At 61.7% G+C, this 18498-nt stretch carries 19 protein-coding genes; 15 read left to right on the forward strand and 4 right to left on the reverse strand.

The window, feature by feature from the left end:
- Nucleotides 1-90: 90 nt before the first annotated feature.
- The 3 genes from C5J26_RS14415 to C5J26_RS14425 form a co-directional block, all read right to left on the reverse strand.
- Nucleotides 91-684, reverse strand: coding sequence for a TadE/TadG family type IV pilus assembly protein (locus C5J26_RS14415; protein WP_105402363.1), 594 nt, complete (start codon nt 682-684; stop codon nt 91-93).
- On the reverse strand, nt 684-1283 hold the full coding sequence (locus C5J26_RS14420; RefSeq protein WP_245441177.1) for a TadE/TadG family type IV pilus assembly protein: 600 nt from the start codon (nt 1281-1283) through the stop codon (nt 684-686). Before C5J26_RS14420 ends, C5J26_RS14415 begins: the two co-directional genes overlap by 1 nt.
- A 140-nt stretch (nt 1284-1423) precedes the next feature.
- On the reverse strand, nt 1424-1834 hold the full coding sequence (locus C5J26_RS14425; protein WP_245441167.1) for a pilus assembly protein N-terminal domain-containing protein: 411 nt from the start codon (nt 1832-1834) through the stop codon (nt 1424-1426).
- A gap of 402 nt (nt 1835-2236) precedes the next feature.
- Here C5J26_RS14425 and C5J26_RS14430 point away from each other — a divergent pair, with 402 nt between their 5' ends.
- The 9 genes from C5J26_RS14430 to C5J26_RS14470 all read left to right on the forward strand — a co-directional run bounded on the left by C5J26_RS14430 (nt 2237) and on the right by C5J26_RS14470 (nt 11120).
- Nucleotides 2237-2425: a Flp family type IVb pilin gene (locus C5J26_RS14430; protein WP_105402365.1), complete on the forward strand. Its 189-nt coding sequence runs from the start codon at nt 2237-2239 to the stop codon at nt 2423-2425.
- A gap of 123 nt (nt 2426-2548) precedes the next feature.
- Nucleotides 2549-3064 (forward strand): prepilin peptidase, encoded by a 516-nt coding sequence (locus C5J26_RS14435; protein WP_105402487.1) that lies wholly within the window; start codon nt 2549-2551, stop codon nt 3062-3064.
- Between the two features lie 113 nt (nt 3065-3177).
- Entirely contained in the window at nt 3178-3990 is an 813-nt protein-coding gene (gene cpaB / locus C5J26_RS14440) for a Flp pilus assembly protein CpaB (protein ID WP_105402488.1), read from the forward strand.
- Nucleotides 3991-4003: 13 nt separating this feature from the next.
- A complete protein-coding gene (locus C5J26_RS14445; protein WP_105402366.1) occupies nt 4004-5545 on the forward strand; it encodes a type II and III secretion system protein family protein in 1542 nt (513 codons plus the stop codon).
- A gap of 51 nt (nt 5546-5596) precedes the next feature.
- A complete protein-coding gene (locus tag C5J26_RS14450) occupies nt 5597-6277 on the forward strand; it encodes a CpaD family pilus assembly protein (protein ID WP_105402489.1) in 681 nt (226 codons plus the stop codon).
- Between the two features lie 21 nt (nt 6278-6298).
- A complete protein-coding gene (locus tag C5J26_RS14455) occupies nt 6299-7594 on the forward strand; it encodes a CpaE family protein (protein WP_105402367.1) in 1296 nt (431 codons plus the stop codon).
- A gap of 15 nt (nt 7595-7609) precedes the next feature.
- On the forward strand, nt 7610-9106 hold the full coding sequence (locus C5J26_RS14460) for a CpaF family protein (RefSeq protein WP_105402368.1): 1497 nt from the start codon (nt 7610-7612) through the stop codon (nt 9104-9106).
- Between the two features lie 13 nt (nt 9107-9119).
- Nucleotides 9120-10133 carry a type II secretion system F family protein gene (locus tag C5J26_RS14465; protein WP_105402369.1) on the forward strand — a complete coding sequence of 338 codons (1014 nt, stop codon included), beginning with the start codon at nt 9120-9122 and terminating at the stop codon, nt 10131-10133.
- Between the two features lie 12 nt (nt 10134-10145).
- On the forward strand, nt 10146-11120 hold the full coding sequence (locus C5J26_RS14470; protein WP_105402370.1) for a type II secretion system F family protein: 975 nt from the start codon (nt 10146-10148) through the stop codon (nt 11118-11120).
- 310 nt (nt 11121-11430) lie between these two features.
- Here C5J26_RS14470 and C5J26_RS14475 read toward each other — a convergent pair whose 3' ends face one another.
- On the reverse strand, nt 11431-12264 hold the full coding sequence (locus tag C5J26_RS14475) for a tetratricopeptide repeat protein (protein WP_105402371.1): 834 nt from the start codon (nt 12262-12264) through the stop codon (nt 11431-11433).
- A 139-nt stretch (nt 12265-12403) separates the two neighbouring features.
- Between C5J26_RS14475 and C5J26_RS14480 the strand changes: the two genes are divergently transcribed.
- The 6 genes from C5J26_RS14480 (at nt 12404) to C5J26_RS14505 (ending at nt 18491) form a co-directional block, all read left to right on the forward strand.
- Nucleotides 12404-13798: a M17 family metallopeptidase gene (locus tag C5J26_RS14480; protein ID WP_105402372.1), complete on the forward strand. Its 1395-nt coding sequence runs from the start codon at nt 12404-12406 to the stop codon at nt 13796-13798.
- 86 nt (nt 13799-13884) lie between these two features.
- The gene (locus C5J26_RS14485; protein ID WP_037079769.1) at nt 13885-14226 is read left to right on the forward strand and encodes a helix-turn-helix domain-containing protein; all 342 of its coding nucleotides are present in this window, start codon (nt 13885-13887) and stop codon (nt 14224-14226) included.
- A 36-nt stretch (nt 14227-14262) separates the two neighbouring features.
- Nucleotides 14263-15123, forward strand: a complete 861-nt coding sequence (locus tag C5J26_RS14490; RefSeq protein ID WP_105402373.1) for an NlpC/P60 family protein — start codon at nt 14263-14265, stop codon at nt 15121-15123.
- Nucleotides 15124-15215: 92 nt separating this feature from the next.
- Nucleotides 15216-15578, forward strand: a complete 363-nt coding sequence (locus tag C5J26_RS14495; protein ID WP_105402374.1) for a hypothetical protein — start codon at nt 15216-15218, stop codon at nt 15576-15578.
- Between the two features lie 157 nt (nt 15579-15735).
- On the forward strand, nt 15736-16884 hold the full coding sequence (locus C5J26_RS14500) for an isovaleryl-CoA dehydrogenase (RefSeq protein WP_305778803.1): 1149 nt from the start codon (nt 15736-15738) through the stop codon (nt 16882-16884).
- Complete coding sequence (locus C5J26_RS14505) at nt 16884-18491, forward strand: carboxyl transferase domain-containing protein (protein WP_105402376.1); 1608 nt, start codon at nt 16884-16886, stop codon at nt 18489-18491. Before C5J26_RS14500 ends, C5J26_RS14505 begins: the two co-directional genes overlap by 1 nt.
- Nucleotides 18492-18498 lie beyond the last annotated feature (7 nt).

Here is an 18498-nt window from a genome sequence, read left to right on the forward strand (position 1 = left end):
TCGCCAGCCGACGGTTCTGCTGGCCGGCTCGAATCGGGATTCATATAGCCGCGTGCGCGTGTTGGCAAAGGGGTTAACGTCCGATGCGCTTCAGCAATTGGTGCAGTTGACGCTGTCTCCGAGGCGCTGGCGGTAGAAATACTCCCGCGCAATGGTGAGGTCCTGAACCTCGCTCGGCAGGAGACCGGGCATGAACATCAGGAGTTCATGATGAACTGAGACCTCCGCCCGGACAAGGAAGGAATTGGCTAGGTGCATATCGGCCGGCACCTGGACCGCGGAGCCGATCGCATAGGGCCTGCCATCTTTTTCGTCCCATGACCAGGCAACGGTCGGATTGCCAGTTGCATCGAGTGTCACCCCCGTGACTTTGATGCTGAGCGTGTTGGGCGTATAGGGCGCAAACAGACTTGCGGTCACGTCCTTCATCGTCATGAGGATCGTCTTATCGACGCTCGTTTCCCGGGTCACCAGATCGGCGATGGTGCTGGCGCTACGCGTCACCCGCTTGGAGACGCTGAGGCCGATGGTGATCTCGAAGGAGGTGATATAAAGGCTGAGAAGCAGCGGCGCGATCAGGGCGAACTCCACGGCGCCGACGCCGCGCCTGTCAGCCACCAGCTGTTTGAGGCGGACCAAAATGCCACGATATCGCTTATCCGGCTGGGATTTTTGCTCTTCCATCACGGGTAGTCCTCGGCTCGGAAGGCGGATGTTTCGACGATCAGGAAATAGTTCGGACGCCCGCCGCCCTCAGGTCGCACATTGGTGATGTAGGGCCGGATCAGATCGGTGATGACGTCCCAGCGGTAATAAGCCCGCAGCATGTTGATGCTTTTCGCGGGGCCTGGCGCATAGGCGAAGGAAGACGTATCGAGTTCGCCGAAAGCGCTGCCGGAGGTCGAACGCGGAATTGTCGTCGGAATCAGTGCAAAACTGGCGAACGAGCGGACATCGAGCAGAAGTTTATCCGGCGTCGTGATCTCCTCCTCGCTGCACTTGATTAGGATCGATATTTCGTCGCAAAAGGCGCGGCGGAAATCCGTTTCGTTTTTGTAGGTAGTGCGGCCGAGCTGGTAGGTGATGTTGCCGGTCCTGAGCTTGCGCGCCATCGTGTCGACGGCATTGGCGACAAGCTGTTCTCCCGTATAGGCGATGAAGGTTTCGACGATCGCGAAGACGATCAGGAAATAGGGGATGGCCAGCAACGCGAATTCGATTGCGGCCGCTCCGTCCTTTGAGCGGGCAATCCGCCGCCACGCGCCCTTGCCTCTCACCGGCATTGGCGCCTTGCTTCTGGTATCGTCATAATCCTGGCACATGGTTCCCGTCCGACAAGCCCGGCTTGAGCGTGCCGATCGTATGGCGGGATTATTGAGATTCCGTTGCAGCGATCGTCCGCAGTTTAACCACCTGTCCCCGATCAGGGCGTAGCGGTGTTCTTGAACTCGGCGTGCTGCTCGCAATTGGGTGTGCAGGAAAGGATGGAACGTTCGGTTTGCCGGAAGACGCGCACCGTGTTTCCTTCATCAATCGAAACGAGGACGCGTTCGTCAGCAATCGCATTACCCTCGGCGTCCAGCAGCACGAGATTGGTCGTGCCGAAGCTGCGGCCGGTAAGGACGATCGTGGTGGAGTCCGCAACGGTGGCATCGGCCACGTTCGAGTTGCCGACGATGACCTTGCTGACCGGCCTGTCGAGTTTCAGCACGCGCGCGTGGTTCATGAATACGCGCAGAAGGTCCCCCTGATCCTGCGCCGCCGATGGTCCTGCGCCCGCGAAGACGACACCGCAAATGGCGAGGAGTCGGACCATGACGCTACGGAACAGCATTGGAGGGGCCTTCAGGTGAGATTGTTATCTGCGCAAGGATGGCTGCGATTGGTGAATGAAGGGTTAAGTGGCACAGAAGCCGGTTCTCGGTCTTGTCTTAACCACTGGCGATTGACCGGGATTGCAACCCATGGAAGCGAATTTCAGACTTCCTGCATGCAAATTAAGGTTCTGTAAAAAAATGCACATTAGCAAATTATGAGCAGAAGCGGGCATTCGCTCGAATGCAGGTTTTGTTCTTTCCTCTTCGTTTACCACGCAACCGGCAATCCTCCGTTAACCGGAAGGTAACGATATTCCTTAAGCCGATGGCAATCGTCCCTCTATAGGTTGCAGTCATCCGAACAACGGAAAACAGTTGTCGGGAAGTGCTGAACAACAAATGTGGAGTAGGAGAGTTCCATGACCAAGATTTTCGCTCGTTTTATGAAAGATGAATCTGGTGCGACTGCCATCGAGTATGGTCTTATCGCAGCACTCATCTCCGTTGCCCTGATCGCCGGTGCATCGACCCTCGGCAATGCGCTGGACAACCAGTTCACCAACATCGCGGCGAAGCTTAACTGCAGCGACAGCACTACCACGTGCTGATATTGCGGTGGCTGCAGCTCGATCATATCGCCTCAGCCCATGAGTTATGCGAGAGTCGCCAATTGGCGACTCTCGCAATTGGCTAAGTACACTGGCTACGAGATCGGGTGAACCATGGCTGATATGGCTATCGCCATACTAATTCTAACGGCGCTTCCACTCGCGCTGGCCATTGCCGGGGTCAACGATCTGTTCACGATGACCATTCCCAACCACATTTCCGCGATTGCGGTCCTCGCCTTTCTGGTCCTAGCCCCGCTCACGGGGCTACCCTGGCCGGAAATCGGCATGAATCTGGTCGCCGGTCTCGCCGTGTTCGGCGCGTGTTTCGCGCTGTTTGCCTTCAATGTCATGGGCGGCGGCGACGCCAAGCTACTGACCGCGACAGCCGTCTGGTTCGGCTTCAATCATTCGCTTCTCGTTTTCCTCGTCACCGTCGGTTATGTCGGCGGCGCGGTGACGCTTGTTTTCCTGCTCCTGCGCTCGCAGGCGGAGTCGGTCATGGCCATGGGTATCCCGCTCCCCTCATCCCTCGTCAACGCCAAGAAGATTCCTTACGGTATCGCCATCGCGATCGCCGGCTTCCTGACCTTCGAGCTTGCGCCGATTCATCTCCTGGCCGTGAAAGCGTTTCAATAAAGGTTTCAGCGATGGAAAGATCGCGTTAACCAGAATTGTAAGTGTCTCATTAACTATAATTACACCATTGGAGGCCATTCTCCGGGAAGTTAGTGTTCCCCCAAGGAATGGCCATGAAGCCCACCCGTATCATTATTCTAGCGGTTGCCGTGGTGGCGGCGGGCCTCGCCGGCATACTCGCCATGCGCCTTTCCGGTACGAAGGCACCCGAACTGGTGGAAACCGTCATCCAGAAGGAGCCGACGGTCAAGGTGCTCGTGACGGCTCAGAACCTGCCCGTCGGCAGCCGGCTGAACGAAAAGTCGATGGCATGGGCGTCCTGGCCCTCAAGCGGCATCGTCGACGGATTCATCACCGATTCCACGCGCCCGAATGCCATGACCGAGCTTCAGGGCGTCGTCGTCCGCATGCCGATGTTCAAGGGCGAGCCGATGCGCGCCGAGAAGATCGCCGACTCATCCAGCCGGATCATGTCCTCGCTGCTGCCATCCGGAAAACGGGCAGTAGCAACCGAGATCTCGGTTGCTACTGGCGCCGGCGGCTTCGTGCTGCCGAATGACCGGGTCGACGTCATCATGGTGCGCGAGAACAAGGATAACGGCAATTACATTACCGAAAACATCCTGAGCAACGTTCGTGTCCTTGCGATCGACCAGCAGGTCCAGGAAAGCGAGGACGGCAAGAAATCCGTCGTCGGCACGACGGCGACGCTGGAACTGACGCCGGACCAGACAAAGGTCATCGCCGTCGCCCAGCAGATGGCTCAGCGGCTGACGCTCGCGCTGCGCTCGGTCGCGGATTCGCAGGAGACCGACACGGTAGCCCCGGACTATTTGCTGCATGGGGGTGATGGCAAGGCGGATATCCAGGTCATCAAGTCGGGGGCAATCGTCAAGAGCACGGCGACGGCGGAGCAGGCGAAATGAACGGAGCGTTCAAGTGAACAGTCTGAAACTCAAGATTCGTAGCTCGGCAGCGGCAGGCATGGCTTTTTGCCTCGCCTTTTCCGGCGTTTCGCTGAATATCACCCCGATCAGCCTTCAGCCGGCGCAAGCCCTTGCGGCCGAAAACAGCGTCGTCCGCATCACCGAAGGCGGCCCTGGCATACGCAAACGGCTTCAGCTCGGTCTCAACAAGGCACTGGTTGTCGATCTGCCGTCCGATGCCCACGACATTCTGGTCGCCGACCCGAGCATGGCCGACGCGGTGACGCGCACCTCCCGCCGTATCTATCTGTTCGGCAAGACCGTCGGCCAGACCAACATCTTCGTCTTCGGACCCAACGGCGAGGAAATCGTCAGCCTGGACGTGGCAATCGAACGCGATATTTCCGGTCTCGAGCAGAACCTTCGCCGGTTCCTGCCTGAATCGGACATCAAGGTCGAGATCATCTCGGACAACATCGTTCTGTCCGGCAGCGTTCGGACGCCGCAGGACTCGGCACAAGCGGAAAAGCTCACCACCGCCTTCCTCAAGGGCGGTGAGGCGACCACCCGGAATATCACGGCTCAAGGCAATAACGGCGACGCGGACATCTTCGCCGAAACCCGACAGCAGTCCCAGATCGTCAACCTGCTGACGATCGAGGGTGAGGACCAGGTCACGCTGAAGGTGACAGTTGCGGAAGTCAGCCGGCAGGTGCTGAAGCAGCTCGGTTTCAATGGCTCTGTGGCCGGACCTAAAGGCTCGATTTCCTTTGCCAACCCCGCCAATCTCGGAAATGCCGTCGGCCTGGCTGCTCAAGGCGTTCTGTCCGGCAACATAGGCAATGTCGGCCTTTCGACTTATATGAACGCCATGGAACAGGCGGGCGTCATGCGCACGCTTGCCGAACCCAGCCTGACTGCCATTTCCGGCCAGCAGGCGAAATTTTATGTCGGCGGTGAATACCGCCTGCCTGGCCAGCAGGAAGTCGATGGCCAGGCGGGTACTGTCACGCAGACGGTCGACACCGTCGATTATGGTATTGAACTGAACTTCAAGCCTGTCGTTCTGTCCCCCGGGCGCATCAGCCTGGTGATTGAAACCAACGTGTCGGAGCCGACCTACGAAGGTTCTGCCGCGACAGGTAACGGTGCTTCGCTGCGGATCCCCGGCAATACCTACATGTCGATCCGCAAGCGCGAGGCTTCGACCACGGTCGAATTGCCATCCGGCGGCTCCATCGTCATCGCCGGCCTGGTGCAGGACAATGTCCGACAGGCAATGTCCGGCCTGCCGGGTATTTCCAAGGTTCCGGTGTTCGGGACGCTTTTCCGCAGCAAGGACTTTATCCGTAACGAAACCGAACTCGTGATCATCGCGACGCCTTATCTGGTCCGTCCCGTTGCGCGCAACGAGATCGCCCGGCCGGACGACAACTTCAATCCGGAAAACGATGCCGCGACCTTCTTCCTGAACCGCGTCAACAAGATCTACGGCCGTAAGGAACCCGTCGCGGCGGGCCAATATCACGGCGCCGTAGGCTTTATCTACAAGTGAGCGGTCATGGACATTGAAACCCAGAAAATATCGGCCGAAGGACAGGATGCCATGACCAAGGGTAGAACCAGGTCCCGTCGCAGCGGGGTCGCCGCAGCTTTGGCGCTTGCCGTATCCGGCCTGCTCCTGTCGGCCTGCGGCAACAGCCAGCTCACCACCGGTTCCATCCCCGACGATTATCGCACCCGCCATCCGATCGTGTTGGCGGAAGGCCAGTCGACCCTCGATATTCCGATCGCCTCGGGCGATGTGCGGCTGACGACGGGGATGAGGGATACGGTGAAGGGATTTGCGCAAAACTTCATGGCGTCGCCGGCCGGCGTGATGCAGATCCAGGTGCCATCCGGCTCGTACAATTCCGGTGCAGCCCAGCATCTGGCGGGCGATATCCGCCGCGAGCTGACGCGTTCCGGCATCAAGCCGCAGCGGGTCCTGATGAGCAGCTACGCTGCCTCGCCGAATGGCGATGCCGCGCCCATCCGGCTTTCCTATGCGACGACCAAGGCGATGACCGGCCAGTGTGGCGAATGGCCGGCAGACCTGTCGGACAACACGTTCGGCAACAAGAACTGGTACAATTTCGGCTGTGCCAGCCAGAACAATCTTGCAGCCCAGGTCGCCAATCCAACGGATCTCATCGCCCCGCGCGCCATAACGCCGATCGACGCCACCCAGCGCGCCAAGGTCATCAGCGACTACCGCACTGGCGGCACCGCCACGACGACGCCGTAAGCCAGTGAACCGGAGAACACGATGAGCGCGATCAACTACGAAATCCGCACTCCCGGCCAGGGTGAAGGGTTTGCCGAGGACGCCGATCGTCCGGGCGATTTCGATGCGCTGCGCCCGCTGCCGCGCATCTCTATCCATTCCTTCTGCGAAAGCGACGGGATGCAGCGCATGATGGACCGCATGGCCCGCGATCGCCGCATGGCCAAGGTCAACCTGCGAGTGACGATCGGCGGCACCAGTGCTGCCGCCAACATGTTTTCGTCCACCCCGACCCCGAACCTCATCATCCTGGAAACCGACGCCGAGCCGAAGAACCTGCTCCATGAGCTCACGCCGCTTGCGGAAGTGTGCGACCCCTCGACCAGGGTCATCGTCGTCGGCCGCTACAATGACATTTCGCTCTATCGCGAGCTGATCCGTAACGGCATTTCCGAATACCTCGTCGGCCCAGTGCCGATGCCTGACATGCTGGCTTCGATCTCGGCGATCTTCGTGGATCCCGAAGCCGAGCCGCTCGGCAAATCGGTCGCCTTCATTGGCGCCAAGGGCGGCGTCGGTGCCTCGACCATCGCGCATAACTGCGCCTTTGGTATTTCGAACCTGTTCTCGACCGAAACCATCCTGGCCGATCTCGATCTTCCCTTCGGCACCGCCAATATCGATTTCGATCAGGATCCGGCCCAGGGCATTGCAGAAGCCGTCTTCGCGCCGGAACGCCTGGACGAAGTCTTCCTCGATCGCCTTCTGACCAAGTGCTCCGAGCATCTCTCGCTGCTGGCGGCTCCTTCGCTGCTCGATCGCGCCTATGATTTCGATCGCAACGCCTTCACGCCGATCATCGAGCTCCTGCAGCGCAGCGCGCCGATGGCCGTTCTGGATGTCCCGCACGGGTGGACGGAATGGACGAGGGCGGTTCTCTCGGAGGTCGACGAGGTGGTGATCTGCGCGGTTCCCGATCTTGCCAACCTGCGCAACACCAAGAACATGCTCGATGCGCTGAAGAAGCTTCGCCCGAACGACCGTGCGCCGCATCTGATCCTCAACCAGGTCGGCATGCCGAAGCGTCCGGAGATCGCTCCGAACGATTTCATCGAACCATTGGAGATCGAGCCGATCGCCATCCTGCCGTTCGACGTGCTGTTGTTCGGCAATGCTGCCAATAGCGGCCGCATGATCTCCGAAATCGACGCGAAGTCGCCTGTCGCCGAAACCTTCTCCCAGATCGCCCACATCGTCACGGGTCGCATCGCCATGAAGAAGGTGAAGAAGGGTGGCCTCGGCAAGATGCTAGGCATGCTCGGGCGCAAGAAGGCATAACACCAGGAAACCGGTATGTTTGGAAAACGCGGCAACGAGGGATTTGGGAAGAGCGGCAGCGTAGCGCCGCCGCTGCCGGCTGCACCTGCACCTGCGCCTGCCGCGGCGCGGCCCGCCGCTCCGGAAATCCTTGCCGAGCCGGTGCGCGATCCGGTTACCCAGCGGCAGCAGATCTCTTCGCCGCCGCCGCTCGCGCCGCAATCCACGGCCCGCAAGCGCCCGGCGCGCACGGAACTCTATTACGACACCAAAAGCCAGGTCTTCTCGGCGCTGATCGATACGATCGACCTTTCCCAGCTTGCCAAGCTCGATGCGGAAAGCGCGCGTGAGGAAATCCGCGATATCGTCAACGATATCATCACCATCAAGAACTTCGCGATGTCGATCTCCGAGCAGGAGGAACTGCTCGAGGACATCTGCAACGACGTTCTGGGTTACGGTCCGCTGGAGCCGCTGCTCGCCCGCGACGACATCTCCGACATCATGGTCAACGGCGCCGGGCAGACCTTCATCGAAGTCGCCGGCAAGACGATCGAATCCGAAATCCGCTTCCGCGACAATTCCCAGCTCCTGTCGATCTGCCAGCGCATCGTCAGTCAGGTCGGCCGCCGCGTCGACGAATCCTCGCCGATCTGCGACGCGCGCCTACCGGATGGTTCGCGTGTCAACGTCATCGCGCCGCCACTCGCCATTGACGGACCGGCGCTCACCATTCGTAAGTTCAAGAAGGACAAGCTGAACCTCGACCAGCTCGTCAAGTTCGGCGCGATCACCCCGGAAGGCGCCGTGCTTCTGCAGGTCATCGGCCGCGTCCGCTGCAACATCGTCATTTCCGGTGGTACCGGTTCGGGCAAGACGACGCTCCTGAACTGCCTGACCAACTATATCGACAAGGAAGAGCGGGTCATCACCTGCGAGGACACCGCCGAACTGCAGCTGCAGCAGCCGCATGTGGTCCGGCTCGAAACCCGCCCGCCGAACATCGAAGGCGAGGGCGAGATTACCATGCGCGACCTCGTCAAGAACTGCCTGCGCATGCGGCCTGAGCGCATCATCGTCGGCGAAGTGCGCGGACCCGAAGTCTTCGACCTGCTGCAGGCGATGAACACCGGCCACGACGGCTCGATGGGTACGATCCACGCCAACACGCCGCGCGAATGCCTGAGCCGAATGGAATCGATGATTGCCATGGGCGGTTATTCGCTGCCGGCGAAGACCGTGCGCGAGATCATCAGCGGTTCGATCGACGTCATCATCCAGGCGGCCCGCCTGCGCGACGGTTCGCGCCGCATCACCCAGATCACCGAGGTGATGGGCATGGAAGGCGACGTGATCATCACCCAGGACCTGATGCGTTACGAGATCGACGGCGAGGACGCCAACGGCCGCCTGATTGGCAAGCATATGTCGACCGGTATCGTTAAGCCGCATTTCTGGGACCGCGCCCGTTATTACAACGAGGAAAAGCGCCTTTCTGCCGCGCTTGACGCGATGGAAAAAACCAAGAGCTGAGGAGCAGGGTTCCATGTTCGGGCTGGATATCAATGTCGTGGCGATCATCGCCCTCGTGGCGGTCGCCGCGGCGGCGGTCTGTTACGCGCTGTTGTTCTCTCGCATGGAAGTGGAAAAGAAGGCCGACAGCCGGCTCAACCGGGTGAAATCGGCGGAAACCGATCTCAACAAGGTCAAGGCCGCGCGCGACCGCGTGCAGGAGCTTTCCAAGCGCCGCAAGTCCATGCAGGATTCGATCAAGGACCTGGAGAAGAAGCAGGAAGAGAAGAACAAGAAGATGGCCGACGGCAGCTTGAAGGCCAAGCTGCCCCAGACCGGCCTGTCCCTGACGATGGGCCGCTTCTATATGTTCAGCGTCCTTTTCGGTGTCTTCGTTTTCCTCGTGGCCCTGATCGCCGGCCTGCCGCTGCTCGGCGCCGTCGGTGCCGCCTTCGTCAGTTCGGTCGGGCTGCCGCGCTGGATCATCGGTTTCCTGGTCAAGCGTCGCCAGAAGAAGTTTCTCGATGAATTTCCGAATGCGCTCGACGTCATGGTGCGATCGATCAAATCCGGCCTGCCGCTCAACGATTCAATGCGGCTGATCGCTTCCGACGGCCAGGAACCGGTGAAGACGGAATTCCGCCGTGTGATCGAATCCCAGCAAGTGGGCTTGAGCATTCCGGAAGCCTGCACGCGCATGATGATGACCATGCCGCTGCCGGAAGTGAATTTCTTCGCGATCGTCATCACCATCCAGGGCCAGGCCGGCGGCAATCTTTCCGAAGCGATAGGCAATCTTTCCAAGGTGCTGCGCGAGCGCAGGAAGATGAAGGCCAAGGTGCAGGCGTTGTCGATGGAAGCCAAGGCTTCGGCGGTGATCATCGGCGCTTTGCCCTTCATCGTCTCGCTGCTCGTCTATCTCACCTCGCCTCAGTACATATCGATCATCTTCACCGATCCGCGCGGGCACCTGATCCTTTTGTTTTCCGGCGTCTGGATGTCGATCGGCATTTTCGTCATGCGCAACATGATCAACTTCGACATCTGAGGGGATTGAGCGATGGGACTGGCAACGACGCTCACCGACCCGACCACACTGCTCGCCATCCTGGTGGCCGTGGCGGTTTTCGCGACCCTCTACACGCTGGCGAGCCCGTTCCTCGAAAAAGGAGACCTCGACAAGCGCATGAAGGCGGTCTCCACCGAGCGCGAACAGATCCGCGCCCGCGAACGCGCCCGCATGAATTCCGAACAGTCGAAGACGTCGCTGCGCGCACAGAACAATCAGTCGGTCCGGCAGATCGTCGAGCGCTTTAACCTGCGCAAGGCGCTGGTGGACGACAACACCGTCAACAGGCTTCGTGCCGCCGGCCTGAGGTCGCAGAACGCCCTCAACATGTTCCTGCTGGCCCGTTTCCTGCTGCCCTTCGTTTTCCTCGCAGGCGCCATTGTCTGGATTTTCGTGCTCGGCAACCTCGCCACCCGGCCGTTCCCGATCCGGATGCTGGCGGCGATCGTCGTCGCCTATATCGGTTTTTATGCACCGAACATCTACATTTCCAACCGGGTGAAGAAACGCCAGCTTTCCATCAAGCGGGCCTGGCCCGATGCGCTCGACCTGATGCTGATCTGCGTCGAATCGGGGATTTCCATGGAGGCGGCGATGCGCCGCGTGGCCGAGGAGATGGCGCAGGCGTCGCCGCCTCTGGCCGAGGAAATGGTGCTGACGACGGCCGAGCTCTCCTTCCTGCAGGACCGCCGCACCGCGCTCGAAAATCTCGGCATCCGCACCCAGCTCGATATCGTCAAGGCGGTTACACAGGCGCTGATCCAGGCGGAACGCTACGGTACGCCGATTGCCTCGGCGCTGCGTGTGCTTGCCCAGGAAGGCCGCGACGAGCGGATGAACGAGGCGGAAAAGAAGGCCGCCGCCCTGCCGCCGAAGCTGACCGTGCCGATGATCCTGTTCTTTCTGCCGGTGCTGATCGCCGTCATCCTCGGCCCCGCCGGCATCCAGGTCGCCGACAAGTTTTGATGAAGCCGGCAGCAAGCGCCGAGGCGACGGTGAACGGCACCTGAATTCCAGCTTCAGACCGCATTCAGCGGCGATCGGCCAATATCCCCTCATCGAGCAAAAATTCCGCCCGTTACGAACACGGATCGGAGCGCTCAGGTGATTTTGGAGGACATCCGATGCTGGCAAGACTTTGCGTGAACCTCGTCCTGATCGGCGGAATCATCACGGTGATTTCGCGCCTCATCTGAAGGCGTACCGATGGAGGACCATCCTGAAAACAGGAAAACCGGCGCAAGGCCGGTTTTTTGTTGGGATGATGGTAGCCCGGTCAATTCGTATTGGGCTTGCTCTTGCCATCCTTGTCGGCGAGCTTTGCCCAGGCATTCTGCTGGGATAACATCGAACGCAGATAGGTGACGTTGGCGTCCGCCTGCTGCTGCGAGAGTTCCCGGCGGGCGATCTGTTCGGCTTCCGCGAAACGGCCCTGCAGGCCGACCACCAGCGCCAGGTTCTGGCGGACGCGGCTGTCGGCGGCGGGCTGGCCGGCGGCATTGCGCATGTAGGTTTCCGCCGTCTTCAGGTCGCCGGAAAGCACGTAGGACATTCCCAGATTGGACATCACGCTCGGCTCGTTCGGCTGGGCGTCGAGCGCCATGCGGTATTTCTGGCGAGCCTCCGCCGAGCGACCGAGCTGATCGAGCACGGCGCCTTCGGCCGAATAGAGCCGCCAGTCCGGATGATCGGGGGTCTGGGCGCGGTTGATAGTCGCGAGCGCCTGTTCGAGCTGGCCGGCACCAGCCTGCGCCTTGCCATAGGCCGCCAGCACGTCCCGATCGGCCGGGTGGGCGATAGCCACCTGCTGCATCACGGCAAGCGCCTGCGCATTCTTGCCGGTCATTCCGAGCACTGTCGCGTATTGCAGCCCGATCTGCTTGTTCTTGGGATCGCGGGCATAGCTCGCACCGACAGACTTCTCGGTGCTGGCAAGATCGTTCGCGTTCATGCCGTCCATGGAGGCGGCCGAGGCCCTAGGGATCGAGCCCGTCGTTTCAACATCCCGCTTCGTCGCGCAGCCGGTGACCGAGAGAACGGCGAGAATTGCGAGGGCGGCGGTCTGGGCGAGGCGGGTCTTGCGAAGCGTCACGGCTGCGGAAGCGGTCATGGGGTGCGGTCTCGTTCGGTCCGGTGCCACGTCTTCCGAATAGGGAGCGGGCATATGGCGCATTTCCACTACAGCAATAAACTGTTAACCCTAACAGATCGTTAAGACGAGCGATTCCAGCAGCTTCCGAAGGCTCCCCATGACTCCTTATCAGTATATCGAACGCCCCTCTCCCTTCAGCGCGAAAGGGGCGGCGACCAGGCCTGTCCACGCCGTGACGCCTTCTGACCTGGAGGCTGGGAAGCTCGATGCGGCGGCGCTCGCCTGGGCGAAGGCGGCGGGTTTCAAGGCGGAAGCAGGGGCAGTGCTTCTGTTGCCAACGGCCGGCGGTGAGGTGGGCAGCGCCCTGTTCGGCCTTGGCAGCGATCCCGCCGAGGCGCCGTTCATTACCGGAAAGCTCTCGAAGCTCCTGCCGGCGGGTGACTGGCATGTCGAGACCTCGACGCTTGGCGATGCACATCTTGCCCTCGGTTATGGCCTCGGCACCTACGGCTTCAGCCGCTACAGGTCCGACAAGCCGAAGGACGTGCGGCTTGCGATCCCGGCCACGGCCGATGCCGCCGATGTCGAGCGCCAGCTGGCCGGTGTGTTCCTGACCCGTGACCTCATCAATATTCCGACCAACGAGATGGGGCCGATCGAGCTGGAAGCTGCCTTCCGGGCGCTTGGCGAACATTACGGCGCAACCGTCACCTCCATTGTCGGTGAGGATCTGCTCGCTCGGAATTTCCCGCTCGTTCACACGGTCGGCCGCGCCAGCGTCTCACCTCCGCGCCTGCTCGAAATGCGTTGGGGGCAGAAGGGCCATCCGCGCATCACTCTGGTCGGCAAGGGCGTCTGCTTCGATACCGGCGGGCTCGACATCAAGGGCGCCGCCAACATGGCGCTGATGAAGAAGGACATGGGCGGTGCCGCGAACGTCATGGGACTTGCCCTGATGATTATGGATGCCGGCCTCAAGGTCGACCTGCAGGTTCTGGTGCCGGCGGTAGAGAACTCCATTTCCGGCAATGCCTTCCGCCCCGGCGATATCTACAGGAGCCGCAAGGGCATCACCGTGCAGATCGACAATACCGATGCGGAAGGTCGGCTGGTCCTTGCCGACGCGCTTGCCTATGCGGACGAAAACCCGCCGGACCTGATGGTCGACATGTCGACGCTGACCGGAGCCGCCCGCGTCGCGCTGGGCACCGAGCTTGCGCCCTATTTCACCGACGACGAAGCACTTGCCGGCAAGCTGATGGATGCGGGCCGTGCTGAAGCCGATCCGATGTGGCGCCTGCCGCTGTGGATGGGCTACGACAAGGATATCCGCTCCCGCGCCGCCGATATCACCAATTCGCCTTCGGGCGGCATGGCCGGCGCGATTACCGCAGCGCTTTTTCTCAAGCGCTTTGTCACCGCCACTAGGAGCTGGGTGCATTTCGACATTTACGGCTGGGTGGCCGCCGAAAAGCCGCAGGCACCGGTCGGCGGCGAGGCGTTTGCGATCCGCGCGCTCTACCGCACGATCCGCGACATGGCGGCGAAATAAACCGGCTCCGAAACAAACCGGTAAGAACTTCGGCCTAAAATCCGTCGGATTGTGACGCGAGGCCGGATTTTTGAACCGAGGTGGTGATGCCGGTTGAACTGACCGCCACGGAAGCGTTGGGCCTCTGGCACCGGGTATCGCTGGAGCAGGTGCGCCACGACGGCCGCGATCTGACATTGCGCCAGATGTCCATTCTGCTGCATATTTATCTCGTGCCGCCGCCGCACACGGTGCGCGGGCTGGCGGCGACGCTCGGCGTCACCAAGCCGGTCATCACCCGCGCGCTCGACACGATGGGCGAGATGGGCCTGGTGGACCGACAGCGCGACGAGCGGGATCGCCGCAACGTGGTGATCAAGCGCACGGTGGCGGGTGCGCTCTATCTGGAAAAGCTGGGCGACCTGATCATCCGGGAAGGCCGCCAGTGATGGGTTTGCCGCGAAGCGCCCGAAGGGAATTTTGAGATGACCAAGCTGCTCGACAGACGCCTGCATGCCTTCCGCCCCGACCTCGCGGACGAGACACTGAAGGGCAGCGTCGAGGCAGGCCAGTTCGTCCGCGGCGAACCGGCACGCATCGCCGTGCCGGTGGCCCAGCTCCGCCCGGCACCGGACCTTGCCCGCGGCATCGATACCGAACTTTTGTGGGGCGAAACCGTCCGCGTCTTCGACCGTGCCGATGGTTTTGCCTGGGTGAAGGCCGATCAGGACGGTTATGTCGGCTACCTGCCGGAGGCTATGCTCGGAAGCCCGGACGAACCCACCCACCGCATCGCCGTGCCCCGCACCTTCCTGTATCCGGAACCGGAGCTCCGCAAGCCGCCGGTCGGCGCCCTGTCCATGGGTAGCCGCGTCACCGTCGTCGGCGAGGCGGAAACCCGCGGCACCCGTTATTTCGTCCTGGCGAGCGGCGAGGCGGTGATCGCCCGCCATTGCCTCCCCATCGCCGAGACCTTGGGTGACGATTACGTCGCCGTCGCCGAAAAATTCATCGAGACGCCCTATCTCTGGGGTGGCCGTTCCGGTTTCGGTCTTGATTGCTCGTCGCTCGTGCAGCTTGCCCTGATGATGACCGGCCAATTTGCCCCGCGCGACTCCGATATGCAGGCCTCGATCGGCAAAGAGATCGGTCAAGGGGAACTTCGCCGCGGCGACCTCGTTTTATGGAAGGGTCATGTCGGCATCATGGAGAATGCCGAGACGCTTCTCCACGCCAACGGCCACACGATGAGCGTCGCCCGCGAGAATTTCGAGGCGGCCGTTCAGCGGATCGGCTGGCTTTACCAGCAGCCCAGCGGCTATCGCCGCCTGGATAACCGCCGATGATCACGCAAACGTGGTCCCCGGCCCATGGATTGGACCTCCTGCCGTCCATATCTGTGAATCATCCGCCGTTTACGTGGATGAGGAGTCGATTGATGCTCAAAGGTGCATGGATACTGCCGGTCGTGATGCTCGTGGCGCTGCTTGTCGCCGCGGTGGTTCCGGCTGAGGTATTCGCGGCCGAGCCCCGGGCCTTCCCGAAGGATGTGCAGACCTACTTCCGTAACCTGCCCGGCGTCGTGCCGGAGGAGGAACACGCGAAGAAACAGGCCTATGAATGCACTAGCGATATCGAGAACGTCTATCGTAGCCGTGGCAGTTTCGACATTCTCTATGGCGACGTGATGCCGACCCGGATCTATCGCTGCAAGACGCCGAGCGGCGTAACCTATACCGGCACGCGCATGCCCAACACCCAGTGGGTCCCCGGTCTCCATCCGCACCATCTTCCCGAGTAAGGCAATCTTTGTTCAAAGGCGGCATGGCGGAAGACCGTATGTTGCGATGTCGGGCATGGGCGCTCTTGGCCCATTGACGACCTGCCGCCGCTGCCCCACTACTTTCTGACATACTGAACTTGGTACACCGGGAGGATGCAGGGTGTTCCACGCAAGCATGAATTTTGCGCTCGGCGAGGAGGTCGACGCTGTTCGTGAAACGGTCCACCGTTTCGCGCAGGAAAAACTCAAACCTCGCGCCGACGAAATCGACCGCAGCAACGAATTTGCCCGCGACCTCTGGCCGGAACTCGGCGCGCTCGGCCTGCTCGGAATTACCGCCGACCCGGATTTCGGCGGCTCGGGGCTCGGTTATCTCGCCCACGTCGTGGCCGTCGAGGAACTGGCTCGTGCCTCGGCCTCCACGTCGCTCAGCTATGGCGCCCATTCCAATCTTTGCGTCAACCAGATCAACCGCAACGGCAATGCCGATCAGAAGGCGCGTTACCTGCCGAAACTCTGCTCGGGAGAGCATGTCGGCGCGCTCGCCATGTCGGAACCCGGCGCCGGCTCCGACGTCGTCTCGATGAAGCTCCGCGCCGAGAGGCAGGGCGATCGTTACGTCTTGAACGGAACCAAGATGTGGATCACCAACGGTCCGGACGCCGACGTGCTGGTGGTCTATGCCAAGACCGATCCGGCCGCCTCCTCCAAGGGCATCACCGCCTTCCTCGTCGAAAAAGGGTTCAAAGGGTTCACGACCGCGCAGAAGCTCGACAAGCTCGGCATGCGCGGCTCCAACACCTGCGAGCTGGTCTTCGAGGATTGCGAAGTGCCGGCCGAAAACGTCATGGGTTCCGAAGGCGGCGGCGTGCGTGTGTTGATGTCCGGGCTCGACTACGAGCGCGTCGTGCTTTCGGCGATCGGCATCGGCATCATGCATGCCTGCCTCGATGTGGTCATGCCCTATGTCCACGAGCGCAAGCAGTTCGGCCAGCCGATCGGCGAGTTCCAGTTGATCCAGGCCAAGGTCGCCGACATGTACACGGCGATGAATTCCGCCCGTGCCTATGTCTATGCCGTCGCCGCTGCCTGCGATCGCGGCGCCGTGACACGCCAGGATGCCGCCGCCTGCTGCCTCTATGCCTCCGAGCAGGCGACCCAGCAGGCCCTGCAGGCAATCCAGATCCTCGGCGGCAACGGTTATATCAACGACAATCCGACCGGCCGGCTGCTGCGCGACGCCAAGCTGATGGAGATCGGTGCCGGCACGTCCGAAATCCGCCGTATGCTGATCGGCCGCGAGCTCTTCAAGGAAACCGCCTGATGGCTGTCATCCGGTCTGCGGTCAACCTGAGGAGCGAAGCCGCCGAAGCGAACCGCGCTGCGATGCAGGCAAAGCTTGCCGAGGTCGAGGCGGCGGTAGCGCTCGCCGAAGCCGGCGGTGGCGAGGAAGCGCGGGCGCGGCATGTGAAGCGCGGCAAACTGCTTCCCCGCGAACGCATTGCGCGTCTGCTGGATCACGGTTCACCCTTTCTCGAAATCGGAGCGACCGCCGCGCAGGGGCTTTACGGCGGGGCGAGCCCATCGGCCGGCATCGTTACCGGCATCGGCCGCGTCGAGGGCTGCGAGGTGATGATCGTCGCCAATGACGCCACCGTGAAGGGCGGCACTTACTACCCGATGACCGTCAAGAAACACCTCCGTGCCCAGGAGATCGCCGAGGAGAACCGTCTCCCGTGCGTCTATCTGGTCGATTCCGGCGGCGCCAACCTGCCGAACCAGGACGAGGTATTTCCCGACCGTGATCACTTCGGCCGCATCTTCTTCAACCAGGCCCGAATGTCGGCGAAGGGCATCGCCCAGATCGCCGCCGTCATGGGTTCCTGCACCGCCGGCGGCGCTTATGTGCCGGCGATGTCCGACGAGGCGATCATCGTCAAGGACCAGGGCACGATCTTCCTCGCCGGCCCGCCGCTGGTAAAGGCTGCCACGGGCGAGGAAGTCTCGGCCGAAGATCTCGGCGGCGGCGATGTCCACACAAGGCTGTCCGGCGTCGCCGATCATCTCGCCCGTGACGACGCCCATGCGCTCGCGCTGGTCCGGCGCGCCGTCGCAGGGCTGAACACCCGCAAGCCGGATACCGTGGTGCTGGCGACGCCCGAGGAACCGCTTTACGATCCGGAGGAAATCGCCGCGATCGTTCCGTCGTCGCTCAGCACCCCCTACGACATCCGCGAAGTGATCGCGCGGGTGGTGGATGGCTCCCGTTTCGACGAGTTCAAGGCGCGTTTCGGCATAACGCTGGTCTGCGGCTTCGCGCATGTCTTCGGCATGCCCGTTGGAATCATCGCCAACAATGGCGTGCTGTTTTCCGAAAGCGCCCAGAAGGGCGCGCATTTCATCGAGCTCTGCTCGCAGCGAAAGATCCCGCTGGTCTTCCTGCAGAACATTACCGGCTTCATGGTCGGCCGCAGATACGAGGCGGAGGGCATCGCCAAGCACGGGGCCAAGCTGGTGACGGCGGTTGCGACCACGTCCGTGCCCAAGGTCACGATCCTGCTTGGCGGTTCCTTCGGCGCCGGCAACTACGGCATGGCCGGCCGAGCCTATTCGCCGCGTTTCCTCTGGACCTGGCCGAACAGCCGGATTTCTGTGATGGGCGGCCCGCAGGCAGCCGGCGTGCTGGCCACTGTCCGGCGCGAGGCGATCGAGCGCGGCGGCAAGACCTGGGGCGCGCAAGAGGAGGCGGCCTTCAAACAGCCGGTGCTCGACCAGTTCGAGGAACAGAGCCACCCGCTTTATGCCTCCGCGAGGCTTTGGGACGACGGCATCATCCATCCGGCCAAGACCCGCCAGGTCCTGGGCCTGAGCCTCTCCGCCGCCCTCAATGCTCCAATCGAGGATACACGCTTCGGCGTGTTCCGGATGTGAGGAGGGC

Origin of the sequence: Neorhizobium sp. T7_12 (assembly GCF_002968535.1) — a bacterium.
Classification (GTDB): Bacteria; Pseudomonadota; Alphaproteobacteria; order Rhizobiales; family Rhizobiaceae; genus Neorhizobium; species Neorhizobium tomejilense.

What these genes read in the sequence shown, in the direction of transcription:
- C5J26_RS14435 (WP_105402487.1), top strand. Translation starts at nt 2,549, where the DNA reads ATGGCTATCGCCATACTAATTCTAACGGCGCTTCCACTCGCGCTGGCC.
- C5J26_RS14465 (WP_105402369.1), top strand. Translation starts at nt 9,120, where the DNA reads ATGTTCGGGCTGGATATCAATGTCGTGGCGATCATCGCCCTCGTGGCG.
- C5J26_RS14415 (WP_105402363.1), bottom strand. Translation starts at nt 684, where the DNA reads ATGGAAGAGCAAAAATCCCAGCCGGATAAGCGATATCGTGGCATTTTG.
- C5J26_RS14455 (WP_105402367.1), top strand. Translation starts at nt 6,299, where the DNA reads ATGAGCGCGATCAACTACGAAATCCGCACTCCCGGCCAGGGTGAAGGG.
- C5J26_RS14460 (WP_105402368.1), top strand. Translation starts at nt 7,610, where the DNA reads ATGTTTGGAAAACGCGGCAACGAGGGATTTGGGAAGAGCGGCAGCGTA.
- C5J26_RS14490 (WP_105402373.1), top strand. Translation starts at nt 14,263, where the DNA reads ATGACCAAGCTGCTCGACAGACGCCTGCATGCCTTCCGCCCCGACCTC.
- C5J26_RS14480 (WP_105402372.1), top strand. Translation starts at nt 12,404, where the DNA reads ATGACTCCTTATCAGTATATCGAACGCCCCTCTCCCTTCAGCGCGAAA.
- C5J26_RS14420 (WP_245441177.1), bottom strand. Translation starts at nt 1,283, where the DNA reads ATGCCGGTGAGAGGCAAGGGCGCGTGGCGGCGGATTGCCCGCTCAAAG.
- C5J26_RS14470 (WP_105402370.1), top strand. Translation starts at nt 10,146, where the DNA reads ATGGGACTGGCAACGACGCTCACCGACCCGACCACACTGCTCGCCATC.
- C5J26_RS14425 (WP_245441167.1), bottom strand. Translation starts at nt 1,834, where the DNA reads ATGCTGTTCCGTAGCGTCATGGTCCGACTCCTCGCCATTTGCGGTGTC.
- cpaB (WP_105402488.1), top strand. Translation starts at nt 3,178, where the DNA reads ATGAAGCCCACCCGTATCATTATTCTAGCGGTTGCCGTGGTGGCGGCG.
- C5J26_RS14500 (WP_305778803.1), top strand. Translation starts at nt 15,736, where the DNA reads ATGAATTTTGCGCTCGGCGAGGAGGTCGACGCTGTTCGTGAAACGGTC.
- C5J26_RS14450 (WP_105402489.1), top strand. Translation starts at nt 5,597, where the DNA reads ATGACCAAGGGTAGAACCAGGTCCCGTCGCAGCGGGGTCGCCGCAGCT.
- C5J26_RS14495 (WP_105402374.1), top strand. Translation starts at nt 15,216, where the DNA reads ATGCTCAAAGGTGCATGGATACTGCCGGTCGTGATGCTCGTGGCGCTG.
- C5J26_RS14430 (WP_105402365.1), top strand. Translation starts at nt 2,237, where the DNA reads ATGACCAAGATTTTCGCTCGTTTTATGAAAGATGAATCTGGTGCGACT.
- C5J26_RS14505 (WP_105402376.1), top strand. Translation starts at nt 16,884, where the DNA reads ATGGCTGTCATCCGGTCTGCGGTCAACCTGAGGAGCGAAGCCGCCGAA.
- C5J26_RS14485 (WP_037079769.1), top strand. Translation starts at nt 13,885, where the DNA reads ATGCCGGTTGAACTGACCGCCACGGAAGCGTTGGGCCTCTGGCACCGG.
- C5J26_RS14475 (WP_105402371.1), bottom strand. Translation starts at nt 12,264, where the DNA reads ATGACCGCTTCCGCAGCCGTGACGCTTCGCAAGACCCGCCTCGCCCAG.